Origin of the sequence: Commensalibacter sp. A3DC (assembly GCF_047307945.1) — a bacterium.
Taxonomy (GTDB): Bacteria; Pseudomonadota; Alphaproteobacteria; order Acetobacterales; family Acetobacteraceae; genus Commensalibacter; species Commensalibacter melissae.
In genome coordinates, this window is record NZ_JAXOQA010000093.1 from 1 (window position 1) to 5,078 (window position 5,078).

Consider the following 5,078-nt stretch of genomic DNA (forward strand, 5'->3'; position numbering starts at 1 on the left):
TAGTTGATAATGAAAAATAAAAACATTCAAATCAGGAATTTCAAGCGTTTTACTGACTTGAAAATTGAGGGGATTCCAGAAACTGCAAAAATGGTTGTTTTGGTAGGGCCGAATGGTTGTGCGAAATCATCAGTGTTTGAGGCATTTAATTATTGGCAGTCATCGAATTTTTCACAAAAAATTCATCAAATGAATAGTTCAGCTCAAAAAGAGTATTTTCTTAAACAGAGGGCAATGATAGAACAGATAGATAATCATTCTGAATATTATCTTGATATATGTAAAATTGAAATATATTTACACCAAAATGGTAATAAATCGAAATTTTATTTTAGGACAGCATACCGTAACGACCCTGGTTTTTCCGTTAATACTCTTGAAGCTAGTGGTGGCAATAATACTTTGGCATTTATTGAAAATGACCAACGTGTTAAGTTGAATTACCAAAAAATCATAAAAAGAACAATTGATAGGTTATATGAAGAAGACAATGACAGTAAAACAATCAAAAAATTAAGAGAAGAACTAATTGGTAAACTTCAACAATCAGTGCAAAATGTATTTAGTGATTTGATATTAAACAACATTAAATCACCATTAGAAGAGGGTACCTTTTACTTCAAAAAAGGAATTGTAGATCATTATAATTATAAAAACCTGTCCAGTGGGGAAAAAGCCGCCTTTGATTTATTATTAGACCTAATTATTAATCTTGATGAATATCAAGGTGCTTTATTTCTTATTGACGAGCCTGAAGTGCATATTCATACCAATTTACAGGGTAAAGTGATTGAAGAGATGTATAATCTTATTAAAGGTGAAGGGCAATTATGGATTACGACACATTCACTTGGTGTCATGATGAAGGCTAAAGAACTTTCCCTTAAAGATCCAGGCAGTGTCGCTTTTCTTAATTTTGACCAGCATGACTTTGATCAAGCGGTTACGTTAAGGCCTTCGCCGATTGATCGGGTGGTATGGCAGAAATTCATGTCGGTTGCTTTGGATGGTTTGGAAACAAAATTGGCTCCCGAAATTATTGTCATGTGTGAAGGGAGTTTAGAGGGTAAAAAACGTTTTAATTTTGATGCGGAAATGATCACATTACCTTTATGAGAGATACGATGTGTCCCCTTATTACTCCTGATACTAAACTTTATAAAGAAATGGAGCGGGATATTATTGAACCTATTTTGGAATGTGCTTCATCTAAACAATAATTTTGTCTTCAAGGGGTATCAAGACAAAGCTTTAAGCAATATTTTTAGTTTATATTATTGAAGTTATAATCAATTCCATTCATCCAGTTTCCAATCGCCTTTATTCCAGTCATTATGCAATTCTGTCGCTTTTTCTTCTAAATTTTGATCCAAGATAGCCTGATGTATAGTTCGCATTAGCCTTTGGTAATAGGCAAGATTATGCCAGGTTAGCAACATTGCTCCAAGGATTTCCTTGCTGCGGAAAAGATGATGGATATAGGCACGACTGTGTTTTGAACAGGCGAGGCAATCACATTCTGGATCAATAGGTCGCCGATCATGAATGTGACAGGCGTTTTTCATATTAAGTGTTCCACGGCTTGTATAGGCACGACCGGTTCTTCCCGCTCTTGTTGGCATGACACAATCGAACATGTCAATCCCCCGCATAACTGATCCCAACATATCCTGTGGCGTTCCCACACCCATTAGATAACGAGGTTTGTCTGATGGAAGATAGGGAATAGTTACATCAAGGGTTTCAAACATTTGTTCTTGGGGTTCACCAACAGCAAGTCCGCCAATTGCATAACCTTCAAATCCTATTTTGTTTAATGCCTCCGCGCTTTCAATCCTTAAATCGGGTTCAATACCTCCCTGAACAATGCCGAATTGAGCATAACCAGGTCTTGTCTTGAAGCGTTTTCTTGATCGTTCCGCCCAACGCATCGACATACGCATTGAGTTGGCAATGGTATCATGACTGGCTGGAAGTGCAGGACATTCATCAAAACACATGGTTATGGTGGCATCAAGCAGATATTGAATATCCGTCGAGGATTCTGGTGTCAATTTATATGTGGATCCGTCAATATGAGAACGAAAGGTAACACCTTCCTCGTTCAGTTTACGTAAGGCCCCCAGAGACATAACCTGAAACCCGCCAGAATCTGTCAAAATAGGTCCAGACCAATCCATAAATTTGTGTAATCCACCCAGTTCATGAATCAGTTCCGCCCCTGGACGAAGCATCAGATGATAGGTGTTTCCCAATACTATTCCCGCTCCGGTTGAACGGACAGCATCCATGGTCATGGCTTTGACTGTTCCCACTGTTCCTACAGGCATGAAGGTTGGCGTGATTACGTCGCCATGAGCGGTATGTAATATTCCCGCACGGGCTTTATGATCTTGAGCTTGTTGTGTCCAATGGAATTTTAACGATGTCATGATTGGTGTGTCAAATTATAAAAGGTCAATTTATTGATGTTATATAAATTTATTCTATGAAAAGGAAGATTAAAAAATTATCTAATTATCATGGATATTGAAAATTTATCATAATCTGGGGGATAGTGATCATTAATAAAATGATAAATAAAGTGATTATATTCTTTGAAATTCTTACAAGTTTTCGAAAAACCTGAATATTTTAACATTATAATTGATAAATATTGTATTTAGAGATAGGTATTTAATATAGTTAATATTCATTCAGTAATAAATCAAAGTATTGCAGAAGATATGGTTGTTGTTGGTTCTATCCAGAAAAAACAGAATCAGTTTCTTAATTTCTCCCAGAAAAATCCCTATGATAATTTATCTTGCATGAAACCTGAAAATGTTTCATTTATTTAAAATGACAGGGTTGTTATAACTCAAGAAATTAAAATACTTTGTTTATTATAAAAATTCTTTTTCAATAATACATGCATCCCCGTAAGAATAAAAACGATAATTGTTTCGAATAGCATGTTCATAGGCTTGACGCATTTTTTCTGTTCCACCAAAAGCGCAAACCAGCATAAATAATGTGGATCTGGGTAAATGAAAATTAGTCATCAAGATATCGATGGATCTGAATTGATGACCCGGACGTATAAAAATGGATGTTTCCTGTTGAAAAGGGTGAAATATTCCTTGTCGATCAATTGCACTTTCCAATAATCGCAAGGTTGTTGTTCCCACCGCGATAATACGTCTTTTTTCAACTTTAGCTTGATTCAATCGTTCAGCGTTTTCTGGACTGAGCACGCCATATTCTGCATGCATATGGTGGTCATTGATGTTCTCACTTCGCACTGGTAAAAATGTTCCAGCACCCACATGTAGAGTAAGGGCCAGCCGTTCAACACCTTTATGATCAAGCTGGGTTAATAATTCTTCTGTAAAATGCAATCCGGCTGTAGGAGCGGCAACTGCACCAGGATTTTGTGAAAATATTGTGTAATAATCCAGCTCATCCCTTCCAGTTGGTCCATTGGGACGACGAATATAGGGAGGTAGCGCCAATTGACCAGATGTATTAAGCCATTTATCAAATTCATTACCCTCAAGATTAAAACGGATAAACGCACCACCACCTGTTTCAAGTTTTACCACTGTGGCAAAACATTTTTTATCTGGAAAATCAAGGCGGTCTTGTTTCTTTAAACGTTTACTGTTTTTGATCAATACATGCCAAGTACCATCTCCCATCGGTCGATCAAGTGTAATGCCAATGTGAGCCATACCCCTTTGTGCGAATAATTTGGCGGGAATGACCTTTGTATCATTGGCAATCAAGATATCACCTTTTTGAAAATAACAGGGTAAATCCCGTATTGTTTTATCCTGAAATTTTCCCGATTTTGATGGAATGTAAAGAAGTTTGGCAGCCTCTCTGGGACGGGCCGGATGCTGGGCAATGCAATGTTCAGGAAGCTTGAAATCAAAATCTGCAGTAAGATCAGTCATGGATTATTATGGTTGGGCCATTAAAAAATGTTGAGAATATACATTTATTAAATGTATATATCGGTTAGAAAGATCAAGAGATAAGAATTATTGGTTCTCTTGGCAAGTGTACAAACGAACTGTATCGTCTTCATAACGTATATCATTTAATGTTTTTTCTTCAGTTAAAATACGGCATCCTGTCACATCGGGATTATCTTTTGCTCCAACGCGATAATAAGCCAATGAATTCTTTACTGGTTTCCCTTGTTTAATCGTATCATTATTAAAATTACCCATAACCATAAAGGATAATCTTTCCGCCTGTGTTATCTCATGTGGCGTGAAAATGGCGCTGGTTAGAGGGAAAGCGTTTTTTTGTAATTGATCGTAATAGGCAGGTAACTTATTTTTCGAAAATTGATGCAAGGTAATCATATTATAGATTAATGCAATGATTGCTAATAATAAGGTTAGTAATTTTGTATAATAATTAACATCACGCCCAATTAAAATGGCACTGATGATACAGATCAAAATTATATGGGTATAACTGTAATGGGCCAGTCTTGTTTTGGCGAGACTGAAGATCAGAAAACTTGACAGGATTGCAGAAAGAATAATTAAAATATCATATGAAAACATTTTCCATTTTCTAAATGAAAAAGAATAAATCAAGGCGAAAATGAAAATTATGGTGATCAGACTAAAATGATCCACAAGCTGATTAAAAAAATACCAGATGGAATGGTAATGACCTGTAATACGGTCAGAGGCTCTGGCTATAAGGTCATAGCGGTACATTTCCTTGATAAAATCGAACTTGTCATAGGGATAACGTAATGCTAGCCAGATTAAAATAGGTGAAAAAAAAACGATTATGGGAAAGGTAAATGATTTTATTGAAAGCTGTTTGTTTTTGAATAAATAACCGTAAGCAATAAAATAGGGAATAGCCATAAAAAGAGCATGCCAGCTTTTTGTTAAAAAAGCCAAGGCAGAAAAAAAAGCCGCAAGTGTAATATGTCGGGTATCATTTTTACTTGCTAGGGCGATTACAACCATAACTTGACAAAATATATAAAAAGCATCCGCGTCTCCAGAACGGAAACCGTGGGTTTTGATTATCAGGGATGCAGTAAATATTAGGGATAAAAAAAG

Annotated in this window: 4 protein-coding genes; 1 reads left to right on the plus strand and 3 read right to left on the minus strand. The window is 36.1% G+C overall.

The features are described from left to right. Positions 1-9: 9 nt before the first annotated feature. Positions 10-1,116 carry an AAA family ATPase gene (locus U0839_RS08375; protein ID WP_413550466.1) on the plus strand — a complete coding sequence of 369 codons (1,107 nt, stop codon included), beginning with the start codon at positions 10-12 and terminating at the stop codon, positions 1,114-1,116. A 173-nt stretch (positions 1,117-1,289) separates the two neighbouring features. Here U0839_RS08375 and tgt read toward each other — a convergent pair whose 3' ends face one another. The 3 genes from tgt to U0839_RS08390 form a co-directional block, all read right to left on the minus strand. Next, a complete protein-coding gene (tgt, locus tag U0839_RS08380) occupies positions 1,290-2,432 on the minus strand; it encodes a tRNA guanosine(34) transglycosylase Tgt (RefSeq protein WP_155565145.1) in 1,143 nt (380 codons plus the stop codon). A 453-nt stretch (positions 2,433-2,885) separates the two neighbouring features. Beyond that, complete coding sequence (gene queA / locus U0839_RS08385; protein WP_155565146.1) at positions 2,886-3,938, minus strand: tRNA preQ1(34) S-adenosylmethionine ribosyltransferase-isomerase QueA; 1,053 nt, start codon at positions 3,936-3,938, stop codon at positions 2,886-2,888. Between the two features lie 87 nt (positions 3,939-4,025). Beyond that, positions 4,026-5,078 (minus strand): hypothetical protein (locus U0839_RS08390; protein WP_413550468.1); only part of this gene is annotated, 1,053 nt, incomplete at its 5' end.

Bases quoted from the DNA above. Each gene is read 5' to 3' on its own strand.
- U0839_RS08375 (WP_413550466.1), top strand. From the start codon at position 10: ATGAAAAATAAAAACATTCAAATCAGGAATTTCAAGCGTTTTACTGAC.
- tgt (WP_155565145.1), bottom strand. From the start codon at position 2,432: ATGACATCGTTAAAATTCCATTGGACACAACAAGCTCAAGATCATAAA.
- queA (WP_155565146.1), bottom strand. From the start codon at position 3,938: ATGACTGATCTTACTGCAGATTTTGATTTCAAGCTTCCTGAACATTGC.